The sequence below is a fragment of the Escherichia sp. E.sYA108 genome, from assembly GCF_011754335.1.
In the GTDB taxonomy this organism is placed as follows: domain Bacteria; phylum Pseudomonadota; class Gammaproteobacteria; order Enterobacterales; family Enterobacteriaceae; genus Escherichia; species Escherichia coli.
Genome location: NZ_JAAQVZ010000001.1, coordinates 4,473,811 through 4,492,379, shown reverse-complemented (window position 1 = coordinate 4,492,379; position 18,569 = coordinate 4,473,811). Strand labels below are relative to the sequence as shown.

The 18,569-nt window shown below is 50.4% G+C and carries 16 protein-coding genes; 3 read left to right on the top strand and 13 right to left on the bottom strand.

The window, feature by feature from the left end:
* Positions 1-38: 38 nt before the first annotated feature.
* The 4 genes from nrdD to treR all read right to left on the bottom strand — a co-directional run bounded on the left by nrdD (position 39) and on the right by treR (position 6,763).
* Positions 39-2,177: an anaerobic ribonucleoside-triphosphate reductase gene (gene nrdD / locus HBM92_RS21530; protein ID WP_000187799.1), complete on the bottom strand. Its 2,139-nt coding sequence runs from the start codon at positions 2,175-2,177 to the stop codon at positions 39-41.
* Positions 2,178-2,570: 393 nt separating this feature from the next.
* Positions 2,571-4,226 (bottom strand): alpha,alpha-phosphotrehalase, encoded by a 1,656-nt coding sequence (treC, locus tag HBM92_RS21525; RefSeq protein ID WP_001304663.1) that lies wholly within the window; start codon positions 4,224-4,226, stop codon positions 2,571-2,573.
* Between the two features lie 49 nt (positions 4,227-4,275).
* Positions 4,276-5,697, bottom strand: coding sequence for a PTS trehalose transporter subunit IIBC (treB, locus tag HBM92_RS21520; protein ID WP_001304662.1), 1,422 nt, complete (start codon positions 5,695-5,697; stop codon positions 4,276-4,278).
* 118 nt (positions 5,698-5,815) lie between these two features.
* On the bottom strand, positions 5,816-6,763 hold the full coding sequence (gene treR / locus HBM92_RS21515; protein WP_001181324.1) for a trehalose operon repressor TreR: 948 nt from the start codon (positions 6,761-6,763) through the stop codon (positions 5,816-5,818).
* Between the two features lie 184 nt (positions 6,764-6,947).
* Here treR and mgtL point away from each other — a divergent pair, with 184 nt between their 5' ends.
* Both mgtL and mgtA read left to right on the top strand, forming a co-directional pair.
* The gene (mgtL, locus tag HBM92_RS21510) at positions 6,948-7,001 is read left to right on the top strand and encodes a mgtA regulatory leader peptide MgtL (protein WP_001387276.1); all 54 of its coding nucleotides are present in this window, start codon (positions 6,948-6,950) and stop codon (positions 6,999-7,001) included.
* Positions 7,002-7,141: 140 nt separating this feature from the next.
* Positions 7,142-9,838 carry a magnesium-translocating P-type ATPase gene (gene mgtA / locus HBM92_RS21505; RefSeq protein ID WP_000471858.1) on the top strand — a complete coding sequence of 899 codons (2,697 nt, stop codon included), beginning with the start codon at positions 7,142-7,144 and terminating at the stop codon, positions 9,836-9,838.
* 205 nt (positions 9,839-10,043) lie between these two features.
* Here the strand turns inward: mgtA and ridA are convergent, their stop codons facing one another.
* The 9 genes from ridA to arcA form a co-directional block, all read right to left on the bottom strand.
* Positions 10,044-10,430 (bottom strand): 2-iminobutanoate/2-iminopropanoate deaminase, encoded by a 387-nt coding sequence (gene ridA / locus HBM92_RS21500; protein ID WP_000047539.1) that lies wholly within the window; start codon positions 10,428-10,430, stop codon positions 10,044-10,046.
* A gap of 72 nt (positions 10,431-10,502) precedes the next feature.
* A complete protein-coding gene (pyrI, locus tag HBM92_RS21495; RefSeq protein ID WP_000148581.1) occupies positions 10,503-10,964 on the bottom strand; it encodes an aspartate carbamoyltransferase regulatory subunit in 462 nt (153 codons plus the stop codon).
* A 12-nt stretch (positions 10,965-10,976) separates the two neighbouring features.
* Positions 10,977-11,912: an aspartate carbamoyltransferase gene (gene pyrB / locus HBM92_RS21490; protein WP_000013046.1), complete on the bottom strand. Its 936-nt coding sequence runs from the start codon at positions 11,910-11,912 to the stop codon at positions 10,977-10,979.
* 3 nt (positions 11,913-11,915) lie between these two features.
* Positions 11,916-12,050 carry a pyr operon leader peptide gene (gene pyrL, locus HBM92_RS21485; RefSeq protein WP_001296693.1) on the bottom strand — a complete coding sequence of 45 codons (135 nt, stop codon included), beginning with the start codon at positions 12,048-12,050 and terminating at the stop codon, positions 11,916-11,918.
* 89 nt (positions 12,051-12,139) lie between these two features.
* A complete protein-coding gene (locus tag HBM92_RS21480) occupies positions 12,140-12,628 on the bottom strand; it encodes an arginine repressor (RefSeq protein ID WP_000666045.1) in 489 nt (162 codons plus the stop codon).
* A 115-nt stretch (positions 12,629-12,743) separates the two neighbouring features.
* The gene (locus tag HBM92_RS21475) at positions 12,744-14,147 is read right to left on the bottom strand and encodes a YfcC family protein (RefSeq protein WP_001298046.1); all 1,404 of its coding nucleotides are present in this window, start codon (positions 14,145-14,147) and stop codon (positions 12,744-12,746) included.
* 56 nt (positions 14,148-14,203) lie between these two features.
* Positions 14,204-15,208 (bottom strand): ornithine carbamoyltransferase, encoded by a 1,005-nt coding sequence (gene argF, locus HBM92_RS21470; RefSeq protein WP_000235828.1) that lies wholly within the window; start codon positions 15,206-15,208, stop codon positions 14,204-14,206.
* A 23-nt stretch (positions 15,209-15,231) separates the two neighbouring features.
* Positions 15,232-16,164: a carbamate kinase gene (arcC, locus tag HBM92_RS21465; protein WP_000428627.1), complete on the bottom strand. Its 933-nt coding sequence runs from the start codon at positions 16,162-16,164 to the stop codon at positions 15,232-15,234.
* 10 nt (positions 16,165-16,174) lie between these two features.
* Positions 16,175-17,395, bottom strand: coding sequence for an arginine deiminase (gene arcA / locus HBM92_RS21460; protein ID WP_001346533.1), 1,221 nt, complete (start codon positions 17,393-17,395; stop codon positions 16,175-16,177).
* A 677-nt stretch (positions 17,396-18,072) separates the two neighbouring features.
* Here arcA and HBM92_RS21455 point away from each other — a divergent pair.
* Positions 18,073-18,525 carry a YhcH/YjgK/YiaL family protein gene (locus HBM92_RS21455; RefSeq protein WP_000635216.1) on the top strand — a complete coding sequence of 151 codons (453 nt, stop codon included), beginning with the start codon at positions 18,073-18,075 and terminating at the stop codon, positions 18,523-18,525.
* Positions 18,526-18,569 lie beyond the last annotated feature (44 nt).

Sequence of the window (18,569 nt, the reverse complement as noted above, 5' to 3'; positions counted from 1 at the left end):
TACGCCGCATCCGGCATTTGCTTAACACAGAGTGAAGATTAACCTATCTGCCCATTTCCCAAATGTTTAACGCGGCGCTTAACTTCTTCCTGCTTACCAGCGTTAAACGGACGTGCATCCGGGCTACCTAAATATCCGCACACGCGGCGAGTCACCGACACACGGGAGGTGTCATGGTTACCACATTTCGGACAAGTGAAGCCTTTGCTGGTGCACTCAAATTCGCCGGTAAAGCCACACTCGTAGCATTCATCGATCGGTGTGTTGGTGCCGTAATACGGTACATGCTGATAGCTGTAATCCCAGACATCTTCCAGCGCCTTCAGGTTGTGCTGAATGTTTGGATACTCGCCATAGCAAATGAAGCCACCGTTCGCCAGTGGCGGGTAAGGCGCTTCAAAGTCGATCTTGTCGTACGGGTTCACCTTCTTCTCCACATCGAGGTGGAAACTGTTGGTGTAGTAACCTTTATCGGTCACGCCCGGCACCACGCCAAACTCAGCGGTATCGAGACGGCAGAAGCGGTCGCACAGGTTCTCACTCGGCGTACTGTAGAGGCTGAAACCGTAGCCAGTTTCTTCTTTCCACTGATCCACCGCCTGACGCAGACGCTCAACAATAGCAATACCTTTCGCGCGCAGCTGCTCGTTGTCGTAAACATGCTCGCCGCCGAACAGCGCGTTAATGGTTTCGTGGATGCCGATGTAACCCAGCGAAATAGACGCACGACCGTTTTTGAAGATTTCAGAAACGTCGTCGTCAGCATTCAGACGCACGCCACAAGCGCCTTCCATATAGAGGATCGGGGCTACGCGCGCTTTCACGCCTTCGAGACGAGCGATACGGGTCATCAGCGCCTTACGTGCCAACACCAGACGTTCATCCAGCAGCTTCCAGAAGGTGGCTTCATCGCCTTTTGCTTCCAGAGCAATACGCGGCAGGTTCAGGCTGATCACGCCGAGGTTGTTACGACCATCGTGGATCTGCTCGCCGTTTTCATTTTCCCACACGCCGAGGAAGCTGCGGCAGCCCATCGGGGTTTTAAACGAACCGGTGACTTTCACTACCTGATCGTAGTTCAGGATATCCGGATACATGCGCTTGCTTGCGCACTCCAGCGCCAGCTGTTTGATGTCGTAGTTCGGATCGCCTTTTTTATGGTTCAGGCCATCGCGAATCGCAAACACCAGTTTCGGGAACACCGCCGTTTTACGGTTTTTACCGAGGCCGGCGATACGGTTACGCAGGATAGATTCCTGAATCAGGCGCGACTCCCAGCTGGTGCCCAGACCAAAACCAAAGGTCACAAACGGTGTTTGACCGTTGGCGGTGTGCAGGGTGTTTACTTCGTACTCCAGCGACTGGAAGGCATCGTAGCACTCTTTGATGGTACGAGAGTTAGCGTAGCCTTCGGCGTCCGGGATGTTCCACTCTTCTGCGGTCTTGCGATGTTTGTTGTAGCTGGCGGTGACAAACGGTGCCAGCACTTCATCGATACGGTTAATGGTGGTGCCGCCATAAATATGGCTGGCGACCTGAGCAATAATCTGCGCAGTTACCGCGGTTGCCGTAGAGATCGATTTCGGCGGTTCAATCTCGGCGTTCCCCATTTTAAAGCCCTGGGTCAGCATGCCTTTCAGGTCGATCAACATGCAGTTGAACATCGGGAAGAACGGTGAGTAATCGAGATCGTGATAGTGAATATCACCACGTTCGTGTGCCTGCACCACGTCACGCGGCAGCAGGTGCTGGCGTGCATAGTGTTTAGCCACGATCCCGGCCAGCAGGTCGCGCTGGGTTGGAATCACCTTGCTGTCTTTGTTGGCGTTTTCGTTGAGTAACGAGGAGTTGGTCTGCTCGACCAGACCACGGATCTCCTGGTTCAGGCGACCGCGTTTTTCACGTTCAATGTCGCGATCGTGACGGTACTCGATGTAAGCACGAGCCAGTTGTTTGTATGGCCCCGACATCAGCTGGTTTTCAACTGCGGTCTGGATCTCATTGATATCCACCTGGTTGCGGCCCTGCATCTGCTCGCTGACAACCGCAGCAACAGTGGCGCAATAATCGGCATCATCGACTTCCGCTGCTTTAGCTGCACGCAGAATCGCTTCTTTGATGCGCTCTGATTTAAACGGCACTTTGCAGCCGTCTCGTTTCATCACATGCGGTGTCATGATCGCTCCATATTTTTAAGAACAGGTTATCCACAGAAATTGGGAAAGGCGTTTTCCGGTTTTTTCGTTTCGTTTTCCGGTGCTTTCCGCAATCGCCATCCGCTTATCCACAACGTCGCACCTTTTTCGTGGGGAGCTGTAGTAGCAATTATAGTCGATTAATACAACATATTGGGTTGGGACGCATTTTAAAGTCTATATATAGTGCTTTGCATCAAGGATGTTTGAACTTTTTTTGATGTAGCTCAAAGTAAAAAGCAGAGCGTACGGATGACGGGCGCTACAGCGATATGTAAATTTTTTAATGAATTTTTTGATTATAAAATCAACAAAAACAACATACTGACAGGCAAAACCCCGGAATGACAGGCATTACCGGGGCTTAGCGAAGATTTACTTCTGTAACCACCAGACAGCCTCAAAAGGCCGTAAAGTCATGGTACAGGGTTGTGGTGAGGCTTCTTCGTAGTTATGCATCACAAGCTGCCAGTTGCCGAGCATTTTCCCTGGCTGCCAGGGTTGGGTCTCACGGCTAAGGTTGGCAATGACCAGCAAGGTTTGCCCCTTCCACTCACGGCGATAGCACCACAATACAGGGCTGTTTGGCAGCAGATCCTGGTAATCGCCCCATGTCAGGACGGCTTCTTGCTTACGCAGTGCGATTAACTTTTGGTAGGTGTAAAACACCGAGGACTCATCGGCCAGCGCTGCTTCTACGTTGATTTCCTGATAGTTATCGCCCAGGCCAATCCACGGTTCGCCAGCCGTAAACCCGGCATTATCGCCGTTGGTCCATTGCATGGGTGTGCGACTGTTGTCACGGGATTTACTGGCGAGGATTGCCAATAACTCGTCGGCATCACGCCCATCGTTGCGCAGCTCGGCAAACATATTGAGGCTCTCCACGTCGCGATAGTCAGTAATGCGCGTGAAATGTGGGTTGGTCATGCCAATCTCTTCGCCCTGGTAGATATACGGCGTTCCCTGCATGCCATGCAGCACCATCGCCAGCATTTTTGCCGCAGGCACGCGGTATTCACCTTCATCACCAAAGCGAGAAACAATGCGCGGCTGATCGTGGTTACACCAGAACAAGGCATTCCATGCCACGTTGTGCATTCCTTGTTGCCAGTGGCGGAACAATGTTTTCAACGCCACAAAGTCAGGTTTAGCCAGCGTCCATTTTTCACCTCCGGGATAATCGACCTTCAGGTGATGAAAATTAAAGGTCATCGACAATTCACTGCCTGTCAGTGCCGCGTATCGCTGGCAATGCTCAAGGCTGGTGGAGGACATTTCACCTACGGTCATTAACCCGCGTGGCGTAAACACATCGCGGTTCATCTCGTGCAAAAACTCGTGTGCTCGTGGCCCGTCGGTATAGAAGCGACGCCCGTCGCCATCCAGGTCTTCAGGGTAACGCGGATCTTTGGAGATCAGATTCACCACATCCAGGCGCAACCCGTCGACCCCACGATCGGCCCAGAACTCACAGACTTTTTTCAGCTCTGCGCGTACCGCTGGATTCTCCCAGTTGAGATCCGCCTGTTCTGGTGCAAAGAGATGCAAATAGTACTGTTCGCTTTCTGCATGCCAGCGCCACGCACTACCACCGAATTTTGAACGCCAGTTGTTCGGTGGCGTTTCTGGTTCTCCATCGCGCCAGATATAAAACTGGCGGTAAGGGCTTTCTTTGTTCAGCGCCTCGCGAAACCAGGCATGTTGGGTAGAGGTATGGTTAAACACCATATCGAGAATGATACGAATCCCACGCGATTTTGCCTGTGTCACCAGTTCGTCAAAATCGTCCAGCGTGCCATAGGTGGGATCAATCGCCGTATAATTCGCTACGTCGTAACCGTTATCGACCTGGGGAGAGACATAAAAGGGGGTTAGCCAGATGGCATCAACGCCCAGTTTATGCAGATAGTCCAGGCGTTGGATAACGCCACGTAAATCGCCGGTGCCGCTACCCGTGGTGTCCTGAAAACTCTTTGGATAAATCTGGTAGATAACGCCGTTTTGCCACCAGTGGGGAAGATGAGTCATTACGTTATTCCTGCAAATGCGAGGGGGCGCAATTGCGCCCCGAAGAAAATTAAACAATGTCCAGCGTGCCCAGGCGGTATTTCCGCTGATAGATAAACGAGGTGAGTACAATCGGGATGATGATGGCGATAGCCATTGCCAGCGCAAACACCTGCCAGTAGCTCGGCTGAATCGAGAGAATTCCCGGCAGGCCGCCTACGCCGATGCCATTCGCCATAACGCCGTTCAGGCCGCATAGCAATCCTGCCAGACCAGAACCAATCATCGCGCACAGCATCGGGAAGCGATATTTCAGGTTGATGCCGTACATAGCAGGCTCAGTGACTCCAAGCCAGGCGGAGATAGCGGCAGGCACGGAGATCTCGCGTTCATTGTGCTTGCGGCTGGAAATGATAATACCTATCACGGCGGAGCCCTGAGCAATATTCGACAGCGCAATCAGCGGCCACACTGGCGTGCCACCCATGCTTTGAATCATCTGCAAATCAATAGCAAGCGTGGTCTGGTGTACGCCGGTGATCACCAGCGGGGCGTACAGGAAGCCAAACAATGCCGCGCCAATCGGAGCAAAGCTGCCGGTCATCAGGTGACGTACCGCAAAGGCAACGCCATCGCCAATCATGCGACCAAACGGACCAATCAGCGCATGGGCGAGGAACACCGCGAGGATCAGCGAACAGACGGGCACCACCACCAGATAGAGGTAATCCGGCACGATGCGCTTAAGACGAGTTTCAATAACGCCCAGCGCCAGTCCGGCTAACAGTGCCGGGATGACCTGCGCCTGATAGCCCACTTTGGCGATGCTGAATATGCCAAAGTCCCATACTTCCGGCAGCTGCTGCCCGAGCAGATAAGCGTTCATCAGCTGTGGAGAAACCAGCGTTACGCCAAGCACGATACCGAGGATCGGTGTACCACCCATTTTTTTCACCGCTGACCAGCAAATCCCGACCGGCAGGTAGAAGAAGATCGCTTCACCGATCAACCACAGAAAATCGTAGATCGTTTGCAGGGAAGGGTACATTTGCGCCAGCGTCTGACCGTTGCTCATGGGCAAATCGCCGATCACATTGCGAAAACCGAGGATCAAACCACCACTAATCAACGCGGGCAGCAATGGGAAGAAGATCTCCGCGAAATGAGAGATCAACTGCTCATGCCATTTCATATTCTGCCGGGCGGCTTTTTTTACCTGCTCTTTATCAACCTGCGCCTGTCCGGTTGACGCAATCAGTGCTTGATAGTAATCACCCACGTTGGTGCCAATCACCACCTGAAATTGCCCGGCATTGGTGAAACAGCCTTTCACCATGGGGAGTTGCTCAATTTCTTTCGGTCTGGCATTGGCCGGTTGGTTGAGGACAAAGCGCAGGCGAGTAATACAGTGGCTCACCGTCGCAATATTGCCGCGCCCGCCGACCATTTCAATCAACCGATCGATATCCGTTTGGTTTATTTTGCTCATCATAAAGCCCCATGGCAGATGACATTTTTGGTTGGCTGCAGAATATATTGCGCGGAAAAATTTAAAAACGGGAACGTTCCCGAAACACAGCGAAGATCACAATTTATCGTTCGGGAAACGATCAGGACAGGGTGGCGGGGATGATGATTTGTTGCGGTTCGCTGCGCCCGGTGACCTGCGCGATCAACTGGCAGGCCGCCTGGCGTCCAGCTTCGGCGTAACCGGGATCTACGGTGACGATCTCCGGATGGAGGAATTTCATTAACGGTGTATTACCGACGCTCGCCAGTTGCAAGGTGTCGATGCGTTGCTCTTGCAGGTATTTACTTGCGCCAAGTGCCAGCGTGTCGGTTGCGCACAGTAACGCGGTAGTTTCAGGCGTAATCACTTTTGCTACGTTCTCATAGCCTTGCTTCATAGCAAGCCCTGGCAGAGCGGCAACGGGATGCAGTTTATGCGCTTTGCAGAACGCCAGGTAGGCTTCGTGACGTCGCTTACCGGTCGTCACGTCACTGTGCGGCACGCCGAGATAGCTGATATTACGATGTCCCTGGTCATACAGCCGTTGCATCAGGATCTTGATTGCCCCTTCGTCGTCATAACAGACCGAAGCAAAGCCTTTTGCGTCACGCGCCAGCAGAACCAGCGATGACTGCCAGTGGGCTAACATTTCTTCTGTTATGCCGGTAAAACCGAACAGCACTACGCCGTCGATATTACGCCGTTTCAGCACCCCCAAATGTTCGGCAACTAATTGTGGGGAAAACTGACTTTCCATCATGATTGGATCGTAACCTTGTTCATAGAACGCTGGCAGCATGGTTTGAACGGCGAGATTTTCTGACAACGAATCCAGACGGGTAACAATGATGGCGACCACTTTATCGCTTTGCCCACGCATAGCGCGCGCAGAGCGGGAAGGGGAAAATCCATGCTGATTCATCACTGCTTCAACACGCTCGCGCGTGCGCTGGCTCACGCCGCTTTCGTTATTCAGCACCCGGGAAACCGTAGATTTCCCCACGCCGCTTAAGCGCGCGATGTCTTTGATGGTCAGCCGATTTTGCATCCTGTTGTCCCATAACGTGTTGTTTAATTATTTGAGCCTAACTTTACCTGTGCATTCAGCAATGGGTAAAGTCTGGTTTATCGTTGGTTTAGTTGCCAGCAGGTATTATATCGCCATAAATGCTACGAATATTATTGGATTCTCCTTATTATTTGCGGCGCTTTTTTCACTTACCGGAGGTTATATGGAACCTGATCCCACGCCTCTCCCTCGACGGAGATTAAAACTTTTCCGGTAAGCCCGTCTTTTCACGGCGTTACCGGATGCGTAAGGCCGTGACGTTTTAACGTCCCTGCTCAGCTTTATTACCTTCAGGTAAGGCTTCGCCACGCCTGAAGACATTTCTGTACTGTTTCAGACAGTGCGGAGGGACTCCTTATGTTTAAAGAAATTTTTACCCGGCTCATTCGCCATTTACCTTCCCGTCTGGTTCATCGTGATCCATTGCCTGGCGCGCAGCAGACAGTGAATGCGGCGGTCCCGCCTTCTTTAAGTGCGCATTGCCTGAAAATGGCGGTGATGCCCGAAGAAGAATTGTGGAAAACGTTCGACACCCATCCGGAAGGGTTAAATCTGGCGGAAGTGGAATCTGCCCGCGAACAACATGGTGAAAATAAATTACCCGCACAACAACCGTCGCCGTGGTGGGTACATTTATGGGTCTGCTATCGCAACCCCTTTAATATTTTGCTCACCATTCTTGGTGCTATTTCTTACGCCACGGAAGATTTATTTGCCGCAGGTGTTATCGCGCTAATGGTCGCTATTTCTACGTTGCTGAACTTTATTCAGGAAGCTCGTTCCACCAAAGCGGCAGATGCCCTGAAAGCGATGGTCAGTAATACCGCGACGGTACTGCGAGTAATTAACGACAAAGGCGAAAATGGCTGGCTGGAGATCCCGATAGACCAGCTGGTGCCCGGCGATATTATAAAACTGGCGGCGGGGGATATGATCCCGGCAGATTTACGTATCTTGCAGGCGCGGGATCTGTTTGTCGCTCAGGCGTCGTTAACCGGTGAGTCTCTGCCCGTAGAAAAAGCCGCTACCACTCGCCAGCCGGAGCACAGCAATCCGCTGGAGTGCGACACCCTGTGTTTTATGGGCACCACCGTGGTGAGCGGCACGGCACAAGCAATGGTGATTGCCACAGGTGCCAATACCTGGTTTGGTCAACTGGCGGGTCGTGTTAGTGAGCAGGAAAGCGAGCCGAATGCCTTTCAGCAAGGGATTAGCCGCGTCAGTATGCTGCTGATTCGCTTTATGCTGGTGATGGCTCCGGTGGTGTTGCTTATCAATGGTTACACTAAAGGCGACTGGTGGGAAGCTGCACTGTTTGCGCTTTCGGTCGCGGTAGGCTTAACGCCAGAAATGTTGCCGATGATTGTTACCTCGACGCTGGCGCGTGGCGCAGTCAAGTTGTCGAAACAGAAAGTGATCGTCAAACATCTGGATGCCATTCAGAACTTTGGCGCAATGGATATTCTGTGCACTGATAAAACCGGCACCCTGACACAGGATAAAATTGTGCTGGAGAATCATACCGATATCTCCGGTAAAACTAGCGAACGCGTGCTGCATAGCGCGTGGTTGAACAGCCATTACCAGACCGGGCTTAAAAACCTGCTTGATACAGCGGTGCTCGAAGGTACGGATGAAGAGTCAGCGCGCTCGCTGGCCAGCCGTTGGCAAAAAATTGATGAGATTCCATTTGATTTCGAGCGTCGTCGGATGTCGGTGGTTGTGGCAGAAAATACCGAACACCATCAGTTGGTTTGCAAAGGCGCATTGCAGGAAATCCTCAATGTGTGTTCGCAAGTGCGTCACAATGGCGAGATTGTACCGCTCGATGACACCATGCTGCGTAAGATTAAGCGGGTTACTGATACGCTGAATCGTCAGGGGCTGCGCGTGGTTGCGGTGGCGACGAAATACCTGCCAGCGCGTGAAGGAGATTACCAGCGGGCGGATGAATCCGACCTGATCCTCGAAGGATATATTGCTTTCCTTGATCCGCCAAAAGAGACAACCGCTCCGGCACTGAAGGCATTAAAAGCGAGTGGAATTACCGTAAAAATCCTTACTGGCGACAGTGAGTTAGTTGCAGCGAAAGTGTGCCATGAAGTGGGGCTGGACGCGGGAGAGGTGGTCATTGGTAGTGATATTGAAACGCTATCTGACGACGAACTGGCAAATCTCGCACAGCGCACCACGCTGTTTGCTCGCCTGACGCCGATGCATAAAGAACGCATTGTGACCTTACTGAAGCGCGAAGGGCATGTGGTTGGCTTTATGGGCGATGGTATTAATGATGCGCCCGCCTTACGTGCTGCGGATATCGGCATTTCTGTGGACGGCGCGGTAGATATTGCCCGTGAAGCGGCTGATATCATCCTACTGGAAAAAAGCCTGATGGTGCTGGAAGAGGGGGTTATTGAGGGACGTCGCACTTTCGCCAACATGCTGAAATACATCAAAATGACGGCGAGCTCTAACTTCGGTAATGTGTTCAGCGTGCTGGTGGCGAGTGCTTTCTTGCCCTTCCTGCCGATGTTGCCGCTACACTTGCTTATTCAAAATCTGCTGTACGATGTGTCACAGGTGGCGATCCCATTTGATAACGTCGACGACGAGCAAATTCAAAAGCCGCAGCGTTGGAATCCGGCGGATCTGGGGCGCTTTATGGTCTTCTTCGGACCGATCAGCTCGATTTTCGATATTCTGACGTTTTGCCTGATGTGGTGGGTATTCCATGCCAACACGCCGGAAACGCAAACGCTGTTCCAGTCGGGCTGGTTTGTGGTGGGCTTACTGTCGCAAACGCTGATTGTGCATATGATCCGCACCCGTCGTGTACCGTTTATTCAGAGCTGTGCATCGTGGCCGTTAATGATTATGACCGTGATCGTGATGATTGTCGGGATCGCATTGCCGTTTTCACCGCTGGCCAGTTATCTGCAGCTGCAGGCGCTGCCGTTAAGCTATTTCCCGTGGCTGGTTGCGATTCTGGCAGGGTATATGACGTTAACCCAGTTGGTGAAAGGGTTCTATAGCCGTCGTTACGGTTGGCAGTAAAGAATAAACTGGGCATGGTGGCCCGGAATCAGATTGCAGACAAAGTGAGCTTTGTTCATGCCGGATGCGGCGTAAATGCCTTATCAGGCCTACAAATTCAATAAATTGCAGGAATCACGTAGGCCTGATAAGCGTAGCGCATCAGGCAATTTTGCGTTTGTCATTAGACTTAATCCGGGCATGATAGCCCGGATTTCCATCAAGATTAGCGACGAACAGCGATCGCTTCGATCTCAATCTTCACGTCTTTCGGCAGACGGGCAACTTCAACGCAAGAACGTGCCGGGAAGGTGGCGTTGTGTTCGGTGAAGAAGGCTTCGTAGGTAGCATTAACGGTTGCGAAGTCGTTCAGATCTTTCACAAACACGGTGGTTTTAACGATATCGCCCACTTTCAGGCCAGCGGCTTCGACGATCGCTTTTACGTTATCCAGCGACTGACGCGCCTGTGCAGCGACATCTGCCGGGACTTCGCCCGTTTTCGGGTTTACCGGGATCTGACCGGAAGTGATAATCATATTGCCCAGATCAACGCCCTGCACGTAAGGACCGATAGCTGCCGGTGCATTTTCCGTCGCGATAGTTTTGCTCATGATTTCTCCTTTATTACAGCGGTAAAAAGTCTGGCTCATTATAGGGAGCCAGACTTTTATTACCAACCGCAATTAATTGGCCAGCACCACATTATGAGAAAACTCTTTTTCACAGTATTTGCATTTGAGCGCGATATCATTGGCGCGTTTTCGCACGGCAAAGCTGGATGAAACCGGTTCGGCATGGCTGATACAGTTGCTGTTCGGGCAGACCAGCACATTGTCGATGCGCTCTGGCAGACTGGGGCGCGATTTGCCAACCACTTCATAGTTGTCGATACGGTTAACCGTGGCTTGCGGTGCATATAACGCCAGCTGATCAACCTGATCCTCACTTAAAAAGGTATTTTCGATTTTGATCAGATCCTTGCGCCCCATCTCGCCAGAAGGCAGGTTCAGACCAATGGTGATGCGCTGATCTGTTTCGGTCAACTTGAACAGACTCAACAGTTTAAAACCGATCTGGGCGGGGATATGGTCAATTACCGTGCCGCGTTTAATAGCTTCAACCTGCAATTTATTATCGTGTGTCATCTCTATTTCCCCTTACAGTACCAGATCGCGATTCAGAACCAGTGCCAGTAACGCCTGGCGAGCGAAAATCCCGTTGCCTGCTTGCTGGAAGTACCAGGCGTGAGGCGTTTTATCCACATCCGTCGCAATCTCATCAACACGCGGCAGCGGATGCAGCACTTTCATATTGGCTTTGGCGTTGTGGAGATCGCTGGCGCGAAGAACAAACTGCGCTTTCACGTTGGCGTACTCGGACGGGTCCAGACGCTCTTTTTGCACGCGGGTCATGTACAGGATGTCTACTTCCGCCATCACTTCTTCAATAGAGCTGTGCAGACTCCAGGCGATCCCTTTTTCATCGAGCATATCCAGAATGTATTGCGGCATTGCCAGCGCATCCGGCGCGATAAAGTAAAAACGGTTGCCGTCGAACTTCGCTAGCGCCTGGGTCAGGGAGTGAACGGTGCGGCCATATTTCAGGTCACCAACCATTGCGACGTGGAGATTGTCCAGACGCCCCTGGGTTTCCTGAATGGTGAATAAGTCCAGCAAGGTTTGCGTCGGATGTTGGTTGGAGCCATCACCGGCATTCAGTACCGGTACATTGCCGGAAAACTCGGTGGCCAGGCGCGCTGCACCTTCCTGCGGATGACGCATCACTATCGCATCGACGTAAGTGCTGATAACCGAAATGGTATCGGCCAGCGTTTCGCCCTTTTTACCCAGTGATGTATTGGCGCTGTCGGAGAAGCCCACCACGCTGGCACCCAGGCGGTGCATGGAAGTTTCGAAAGAGAGGCGGGTGCGGGTAGAGGCTTCGAAGAAACAGCTGGCAATAACTTTGTGCTTCAACAGCTCTGGTTGCGGGTTCGCTTTCAGTTTCGCCGCTGTCGCCAGCACCAGATTAAGGTCATCGCGACTAAGGTCGTTTATGGAAATGATATGTTTCTGATATAGCGGATTAGCCATCTTTTATCTCCTGACGCCTGGGCAAAAAAAAGCCCCTCGATTGAGGGGCTGGGAATGGGTGATCAACGGGAAGAAAAACGGCAGGCCAGCGTCTTTTTTCAGACGCGGTAAGACAAAATGTCGAACACACTGAACCATACATCCTCCCGGCAAATTGTCCGGCATTATACTCAGCTCTGAGAGAGGATCAAGAAGATGATGCAGTTATAAAGCAAGGCAAACGGTTATCATGAATATATATTCAATTTTAATAAGTAATTAATTTGCTTGTGCACCAGGGCTGTACGCTTTACCACACGTGGTGCGACCCAAACGATATTGCTGCCAGCAATCACGCCAAGAATTTCTGGCAAAGCATGGAAATCAAGGATTCGCGCTACTGCCCGACCATATCCGGCGACGGTATGGATAAGGATAAATTCACCATTATGCTCGACACTCAGGACCATTTCAGCGACGGATCGACCTGCGTCAGGTGTGGGAAGTAATTGAGGATTCACCGAATAAATTTTTTGTCCTTTTGTATTTCTAATTTTTATGACTCCCAGCAATTTCAGTAGTCGTGAAACGGTTGACTGACTGATACTGTCAAAGCCATGGTTTTGCAAATCGCGGCGGATTTCCTCCTGTGAAAGATAACTTTTTTCGGTAATCAGGCGCTGACAGACCGCCAGTTGCTTCTTTTCTTTGGCGGAGTAATCATCGTATTCCTTCATAATGCACCTTTTATTTATTATTACCTGATGATATTTTTCACATTTTATAATGTGAGAGTGGTTCATTTATCACTACACCAGATTTGAAGGCCGCTTTGATAAGCGGCCTGTCGCGTTAAATCATCGCGGCGATACTCAGCACAATCATATTCAACATCGTGAGAATCAGCAGTAGCGGTGCTACCCATCTCAGATAACGGACCCAGGGTACACGGGCAATCGCCAGACCGCCCATCACTACCGCAGAGGTTGGCGTAATCAAATTAACCACCCCGGAAGCAGACTGATAAGCGGTCACCACCAGATCGCGTTGTACATGAGCAAAATCAGCGAGTGGAGCCATTATTGGCATCGTTAACACTGCAAGGCCGGAAGATGAGGGAACCAGAAAAGAGAGCAATACTTCCAGCCAATAGGTCACGTTGATGAAAACAGTGGTGGAAAGCCCTGAAACCAGATTCTCAGCACTGTGCAGAATTGTGTGCGTAATCATGCCGTTATCCATCACGACCACAATACCGCGGGCGATGCCGATAATCAGTGCCACACCAAGGAGATCCCGCGCGCCGTCAATAAAGGTACTGGTGAAGGTTTCTTCGCCCATGCGGGCAATGACACCCACGATGACCGCAGCTGCCAGAAAGACAGCAGAGATTTCCGCCATCCACCAACCCAGTACCGCTACGCCGTAAATCATAAAGGCAAAGGATGCAGCAAAAAGTATCAGGATCGCTTTGCGCGTGGGGGTAAATTCCAGCATCGTTTCTGAACGATTTCCCAGAAAATGCGCCTGGTTTTCAGCCATCTTATCCGCCACGATAGAGCTTTCCGGACTGTTGCGAACTTTGCGGGCATAACGCATAACCCAGTAAACACAAATCACGTAGCCTACTAACAGCAAAATAACACGCAGCAAAATGCCCTGAGTAAAGGGGATCCCTGCGGCGTTGGCAGCAATGACGGTAGCAAATGGGTTAATGGTTGAGCCCAGCGTGCCAATGCCCGATCCCAATAACACTGTGGCGGCAGCGACCAGAGGATCAAAGCGGGCAGCCATCATGACGGGCACCAGCAACGTGTAGAAGGGGAGTGATTCTTCCGCCATCCCATAAATAGTACCGCCAGCAGCGAAGAGCGCCATCAGGATCGGAATCATCCACTCTTCCCGACCATTAAGGCGAGTTGTCACTCGTTCGATACCGGCATCTATTGCCCCGGTTTTATTTACTACTCCCAAAAATCCACCGATGATCAGGACAAACAGCGCGACATCAATCGCTCCCGCAGTGTAGGTTTGATGGTTGTACAAGCCGTCGATGGGCGCTAACAGGACAGCCGTAATACCCTGTGGTTGTGCCTCAACAGGTGCGTAAGTACCTGCAACAGGAACTTCCTTTCCCAGTGCGGCATTTGTCACCATCTGATATTTTCCCGCAGGTACAATCCAGGTCATTGCCGCAACTAACGCAATCAGCACGAACAAGATGGTATAAGCGGTGGGAAATTTGAATTTACCCATAATGTGATCTCCATAATCACGGGCATACGCCACTCGTCGACGCATGCCCGTCAGGGTTAGTCGCCGAGAGTTGCTACCATCACCGCTTTAATGGTGTGCATCCGGTTTTCTGCTTCATCGAAAACAATAGAGTGGGCCGATTCAAAAACCTCTTCAGTAACTTCCAGTCCTTTGAGGCCGTAGGCCATCTCGATCTCGCGTCCTACTGTGGTGTGCTCATTATGGAAGGCGGGCAGGCAGTGCATAAATTTAACTTCAGGGTTACGCGTGGCAGTAATCACCTGTTGATTGATCTGATAAGGTGCCATCAGACTCACTCGTTCTGCCCAGGCTTCTTTTGGCTCTCCCATCGAAACCCAAACATCCGTATAGAGAAAATCAACGTCGTATACGCCTTCTTCCACATCCTCTGTCAGGGTGATTCTCGCCCCAGTCACGCTGGCGATCTCACGGCATTGTGTTACCAGCGCTTCATCTGGCCAGAAAGATTTAGGTGCCACCAGACGGATATCCATCCCCATTTTTGCAGCACCAACCATCAGCGAGTTCCCCATGTTATTTCGGGCATCACCAAGATACGCAAAGCTCAGCTCTGGCAGCGTTTTGCCTGGCGCATGTTCCAGCATGGTCATTAAATCCGCGAGGATCTGTGTCGGGTGAAATTCATTGGTCAGTCCGTTCCATACCGGAACACCAGCGAACTCACCTAATTCTTCAACGATATTCTGACCATAACCGCGATACTCAATACCGTCATACATGCGTCCGAGTACGCGAGCGGTATCTTTCATTGATTCTTTATGGCCGATTTGTGAGCCGCTGGGGCCGATGTAAGTCACCTGCGCACCTTGATCAAAGGCCGCGACTTCAAAGGCACAGCGGGTACGGGTAGAGGATTTTTCAAAAATCAACGCAATGTTTTTACCGACCAGCGTTTGTTTTTCGTTTCCAGATTTCTTGGCGGCTTTAAGATTGATAGCCAAATCAATCAGGTATTGAATCTCTGCTGGGGTGTAATCAAGCAGCTTAAGAAAATTACGGTTTTTCAGTGAAGTAGCCATGGGGATGTCCTTATAAAAATGGATCAAGCGTGGTTATGGGGGGTATCAAGGCGAATAAGAGTGCCTTTGTCTCCGGCGAGAATTTCCGGACCATCTGCAAGAGAGCCGATCCCTGCAATGCCCCGGCACTGACTAACAAACTTTGCGCAGGCGGTGACTTTCGGCCCCATAGACCCGGCATCAAACTGCATTTCGTTGAGTAATTCCGGCGTGACCTGTGCCAGCGGGCGTTGGGTTGGCTTGCCCCAGTCGAGATATACTGCGTCCGCATCAGTGAGGATCAACAAGGCGTCAGCATGGATCTGACTTGCCAGTAGCGCGGCTGAAAGATCTTTGTCGATAACCGCTTCAATCCCATGGTATCCATCGGCTTTTTCAACCACCGGAACACCACCGCCACCATTACAGATCACCAGATGATCGTGGGCGATCAGTGTCTGGATGGCATCCCGCTCGACGATGCGTTTAGGTTGTGGAGAAGGTACGACCCGGCGGAAAGAGTGACCATCTGCTTTGAAAACCCAGCCTTTTTCTGCCTGTAGTACCTGAGTCTGAGCGTGGTCATAAATTGGGCCGATGTACTTAGTTGGGTTACTGAAGGCGGGATCGTTGGCATCCACTTCAACCTGCGTCAGCAGCACGCTGATTTCACGTTGTGGTAGTTGATTTTTCAGCGCCTGTTGTAGCATGTAGCCGATCATCCCCTGGCTTTCGGCCCCCAGAATGTCGAGTGGATAGGGAGCGACATGGGCATAGGCGCTATTTTGAAGTGCCAGAAGTCCAACTTGTGGGCCATTCCCGTGAACCAGTACAACCCGCCAGTGTTGAGTCAGTTGGGCGATAGTTTTAGCCGCAAGATCGATATTTTTACGTTGGATTTCTGCTTCGAGTGGTTCGCCTCGTTTAAGCAGGGCATTACCGCCGAGAGCGATAACCAGTGTTGGTTTGTTTTCCATGATCTCTTCCTTAGATACCGTCACGATGCAAAGGGCAACTCATGCAACGTGCGCCGCCACGTCCGCGGCCTAATTCATCACCGGGGATGGGTAAAACGGTGATGCCTGCTTTGTCATATTTTTCGTTAGTCCAGATGTTGCGCTCGTAGCCCACTACCACTCCCGGCCGAAGCGTGAGCACATTGTTAGCGTCATTCCACTGTTCGCGTTCTGCCTCAAAGGCATCACCCCCCGTGGTGATTAAACGTACCTGGTCAATACCGAGGGCTTTTTCGATAGCATGGAGGAGTGTGCTTTCTTGAGTACGTTTCAGGCCGCCGTGACCGTCAGGTGTTAGCGTCCAGCAATTAACATCCGGGCGCACAACTTCGGGATAAACCGAGAAGGTGTCGATATCGATATGAGTCATAACGGTGTCAAGATGCATACAGGAGCGGTGTTTAGGCAGCTCAACAGCGATTACCCGTTCAGCCTGACGATGTTTAAACAATGCCTGAGCAAGAAACTCGATTCCTTGTGGCGTGGTGCGTTCAGACATGCCGATCAACACGGCCCCCCGACCAATCACCAGCACATCACCACCTTCTAACGTGGCGTGGTCATAATTAATATTCTCGTCGCCGAAATATTTAATAAATTCGCCGCCAGCAAATTGTGGATGCCAGCGATAAATAGCGCGTAGATTATTGGTTTCACGTTGGCGAGCAGGTTTTGCCATTGGATTAATCGATACACCGTTATAAATCCAGCATGAGGTATCACGCGTAAATAAATGATTCGGTAACGGCTTCATAATGAAATCATTAATATCGTGGGTATCAACCACCATATTTTTAATTGAGGCGGGAATTTCACTATAAGTCAGCCCACCACTTAAATGACGAGCAAGGTCCCGGTGTGACATCTCTGCAAGCCAGGTGCGAACGTCAGTAGCAAACGTAGGGCCGAGTCGGTAATCTGATATTTGTGTTTCCAGTAACCAGCTTTTGGCTTCCGGGATATCCAATGTTTGTGTTAGTAAATCAGTGAGTAACAGAACTTCTATCCCTTGCTGGCGCAGCGTATTGGCGAAAATATCATGCTCTTCACCTGCCCGCTCAACGGACAATACATCGTCAAATAACAACTCCTGGCAATTGGATGGTGTTAGACGTTTCAGACTGAGATTTGGGCGATGCAACATAACGCTGCGTAGTTGTCCAATTTCAGAACCAACATAATGCTTTTCCATCATTATTCCTTTAACACTTTTTCAAAAATAAAGAGGAGATGGCTGCAAACAAATTAAATGCTTGTAGTCAGGTCTGTTCAGTAATTTTCAGATGCAATGATTCAGTTTATTTCTTCCAGAAAATGTGACGACTTTCACACCGGCGGTGATATTAATAATCGAAGTTAATAATATTTGATGCGGTTCTGATAAATGATAAAGAAACAAAATACGATAATGCATTAATACGCAAATATACGCAGAGTTATTCTTCGTTGTTAATTGATTGTTTTATTTTTCAGGAAATGCCTTTAAGTATAATGCATTGATATTTATGTATATTTTAATATTCATTGCATATCTATGCGAAAGGATAAGGTGATTATTTTTCACAGCACTATTTTCACGGGATAACTATGACAGCACGGGCATTAAAAGCTAAGAAAATGAACTGTGATCTGACTGAGAGTTTTCTTTTAACATATGCAATAACAAGATATTAGGACCAAAATACATAGCTAAGTTATAAGATTTATGCAGCAAAACTGCATACAAAATTACTCCTGCTTAACATCAGTACAACATCTCCAGCAATAAACATGCGCAAGGGCAAAACCTGATGATTTTTCTATGGTGAGAGGTGGCTTTTTTTCGTATAAGGAAAGAAGTGAAACATTGTTTTAATAAAGGAAGATATTATGATTGTTGGCAACATCCATCACTTACAATCCTGGCTGCCGGAAGAACTTCGCGAAGCAATTGAGTACATCAAATCACATGTCAGCGATGAGACAGCAAAAGGTAAGCACGCTATTGACGGCGACCGCCTGTTTTATCTGATTTCTGAGGATACGACTGAACCAGGTGAACTGCGTCGTGCTGAGTATCATGCTCGTTATCTCGATATCCAGATTGTATTAAAAGGGCAGGAAGGGATGACATTTAGCACGCAACCAGCAGGCGTACCAGAGACTGACTGGCTGGCAGATAAAGATATTGCTTTTATCGGGCAGGGGATCGATGAAAAAACAGTGATTCTTAATGAAGGGGATTTTGTCGTTTTCTATCCTGGCGAAGTTCACAAACCGCTTTGTGCGGTGGGAGCCCCCGCTCAGGTACGGAAAGCAGTAGTTAAGCTATTAAAATCGTAAGTGATCACTGCCGGGGGCGACCTGTGCCGCCGCCCGGCAAAACG